3 protein-coding genes are annotated in these 3,274 nt (G+C 52.5%); 1 reads left to right on the top strand and 2 read right to left on the bottom strand.

Annotated elements, in window-relative coordinates:
* Positions 1 to 137: 137 nt before the first annotated feature.
* Positions 138 to 833, bottom strand: coding sequence for a TerC family protein (locus Q3886_RS09595; RefSeq protein WP_301861231.1), 696 nt, complete (start codon positions 831 to 833; stop codon positions 138 to 140).
* Positions 834 to 969: 136 nt separating this feature from the next.
* Here Q3886_RS09595 and Q3886_RS09590 point away from each other — a divergent pair, with 136 nt between their 5' ends.
* Positions 970 to 1,857 (top strand): LysR family transcriptional regulator, encoded by an 888-nt coding sequence (locus Q3886_RS09590; protein ID WP_301861229.1) that lies wholly within the window; start codon positions 970 to 972, stop codon positions 1,855 to 1,857.
* Between the two features lie 16 nt (positions 1,858 to 1,873).
* On the opposite strand, the gene Q3886_RS09585 is transcribed toward Q3886_RS09590, so the two are convergent.
* Positions 1,874 to 3,112, bottom strand: a complete 1,239-nt coding sequence (locus Q3886_RS09585) for a pyridoxal phosphate-dependent aminotransferase (RefSeq protein WP_301861228.1) — start codon at positions 3,110 to 3,112, stop codon at positions 1,874 to 1,876.
* Positions 3,113 to 3,274 lie beyond the last annotated feature (162 nt).

The raw sequence follows: 3,274 nt of genomic DNA, 5'->3' as shown, positions 1-3,274 counted from the left end.
ACAGGGTAGATTCTGCTGCAGACGGACAACGGCCTGTGGGCGACCGGCATATGGAACAGGAATAGTACTCTGCCCAGGCCATACAAAAAAGGCCGCCGCTTCTGGCGACAGCCTTTCGTACTGTATTTCCGGTTATGTTATTGTGCCACACTGCTGACATGGCTGCGCTGTTTCCAGCGCCATGCAAAACCGCCGGCCAGCGTAACAGCCAGGAAGGCGATCTTAATTTCCATGGGATGGGACGCCGCGAAGGGCAGGTACTGTGCCAGATATGTATCTGTTGCCACCATGCCGCCGGCAGCCCAGCCCAGAATAGCGCCGCCAATGTAGACGAGAACAGGGAAGCGGTTCATAATCTTAATGACCATTGTACTGCCCAGAATGATGATGGGCACAGAAATGAGCATGCCGAAAATGAGAAGCCCCCAGTGGTTGTTCGTCACGCCGACAATACCCAGAACGTTGTCCAGGCTCATGAGGACGTCGGCCAGGATGATCGTGCGCACGGCTGCACCGAGAGAATCCTTCGCTTCCACATGAACCGATTCTTCCTTGTCATGCGCACCGATGAGCTTAATGCCAATACCGACGAGAAGCACGCCGCCCAGGGTTTTCAAAAAGGGAATGACCAGCAGCCAGGAAACGATGAAGGCCAGGACAAAGCGCAGCAGAATCGCTCCGGCTGTGCCGTATAAAATAGCCCGTTTCTGCAGGTGCGGCGGCAGGTTCTTCGCTGCCATGCCGATGACGATGGAATTATCACCGCCCAGGGCCAGGTCAATCAATATGATCTGCACAATAATGCCAATATCCAAAAGTAATGTATCTGTCAACGTATATCCTCCTTTACGTATTACCAGGCGAGCATCTTCTCGCTATGGTTCTATTGTACAGGCCATTAAATATAATGTAAAATAGTAATATATTGGTTTAAATAGCAGTTTTTCGCATATTTAAAGGAGACTGTCCATGAATTTTCACGACATACAGGCCTTTCTGACGATTGTCAAATATCAGAGCATCAGCAAGGCTGCAGAAGAACTGTATATTTCCCAGACCGCTGTGACACGCCGTCTGAAAACGCTGGAAGACGAACTGGGCATGACCCTGCTGGACCGGGGCCGGGGCATCAAGGAAACGACACTCACGCCGTCAGGAAGGGATTTTCTGTCCATTGCCCGGCGCTGGTACGCCGTCTGGGAAGAAGCACAGCGGTTTAAAAGTCTGGGGGAACGCCTGTCCCTGTCCATTGGCTCCGTACAGATTCTCAACGACTACATCTTTCCGCCCCTGTTTGCCCAGCTTCTCTCTCATTCGTCCCACCTGAATCTGCAGATTCACACGGAACATTCCATCGAATTTCCGCCTCTTGTAGAACAGCGCATTATTGACGTCGCCATTGGCTGGCGCCCGTCGTCTTCACCGGAACTGTACTGCCGTCCCTGGAAACGTACAGCCCTGACCTTCCTGTGCCACAAGACGGCCCTTCCCGGCCGGAACGAGCCGATCCCTACGGAAGGCCTCGACGCCGGCCAGGAACTGTACGTCCCGTGGTCAGATGAATTCAGACACTGGCATGACGCCTGCTGGCCGCCGGAACACAACCACCCTAACGACGTATCCAGTGCCCGCCTGGCTATGCAGATTATGGAGCACAATAAAAAAAGCTGGACAATTATGCCGCAGTTTCTTGCGGCATATGCCCAGCAACATGGTCCGTTTTCCAGTTGTTCCCTTCAGCCGGCACCGCCGACGATTACGGCATATATCCTGACTCACCGGTCGCCCAGGCCCAATGTCCAGAAAAGCCTGGATATTTTCTTCCAATACCTGGACCACCTCGATCGTACGCTGTAATCATGACGGTGCAGCCTTACATGTCTTCAATGGCTTCCTTGATCTTCAGCGCCAGACCCTGTATCTGGTGCAGCGGCACGGAACAGACGCCAAGGCGCACGCCCTGCGCCAGGGGAGCCGCAAAAATACGCTTTTCCTGAAGGCGTCTGCACACGGCAGAGGCATCGTCAGTAGGAATAGAGATGAAGAAACCGCCGTGGTACGGCACGATGCGCAGACCGCACTGCGCCGCTTCCTGCATAAACAGATCGGCCCGCTTCCAGATGACGTCAAAGAACGCCTGCCGTTCTGCATCTACCTGCTGCTGCAGTTTCGGGTCCTGACGGACTTTGACCAGCAGCGTCATAGCTGCCCGGTTGACGTTGGACCAGGACGTACGTGCTGAATAGCGGCCTAATTCAACAAATTCGTCAATAACATCCCGGCTTGACGACAGGGCTACCAATGCGCCGGCCCGCTGGCCGTACAGCGTATACCCTTTGGACATGCTGAAGGCAAAGAGGATGAGAATGTGAGGCGGCAAATTACTGAACTTTTTCATGAACTGACGGACTGCATTTTTTTCACCGGCATAGGCAATATAGGCAATATCAACCAGAATAGTAATGCGCTTGCCTTTTGCTTCCTGTTCCCGGCAGATCTGCAGCACCCCGTCCCAGTCCTCTTCCGACATGGCAAAGCCCGTCGGGTTATTAGCCGGCGTATTCAGGATGAGCAGCAGTGAATCCTGGCGGCTCAAAATATCGGTCATAGCCGCTGCAAAGGCTGGCAGATTAAAATGCCGTTCTTCATCAAACAGAGAAAAAGCGGCCAGTTTTCGGCCCACTTCCTGGCACAGGCCGCCGTAAATGCCCCAGCGCCAGTCCGTCGTCAGCACTGTATCGCCAACTTCTGAATAGTTCGTAATAGCAATGTGAACAGCACCGGTCCCGCCGGCCGTCGCCACAGCATCGGCATAGCCGTCAGGCCGCTGATCTTCAAAGGTTTCGGCAATCGCTGCCTGGCGGTATTCCGGCAGGCCAATAGGCGGTGCATACGTAATAAAGTCATCAATAGGCAGCGTACGATACAGTGCTTCTACCGTCGGAAGACAGCCCAGTTCACCGTCTTCACCGGCATAACAGCCAACCGTCGCATTGACGACAGCCTGTTCGCCATACTGGGCGATTGCCTGCTGTGCTGCCTGTCCGGCCCAAAATACGCCGTCATTCAATTTTTTTCCTTCTCGGCTGGAAGCCGCCATATGTGTTGCCATATATATCCCCCTGTACTATGAAACTGTAAATTTGTCATACCAGACTACACATCTTCTATCATACACTATATTTTCCATTTCGTATCGAAAAAATACTGTATACATAATAATTTTCTTATTTTTATGTACTATTTTCGTTTCATTTAGTAAGTATTTACATTT

It is taken from the genome of uncultured Megasphaera sp. (assembly GCF_958350005.1).
Classification (GTDB): domain Bacteria; phylum Bacillota; class Negativicutes; order Veillonellales; family Megasphaeraceae; genus Megasphaera.
This window is presented reverse-complemented; position numbering and strand designations above follow the sequence as displayed.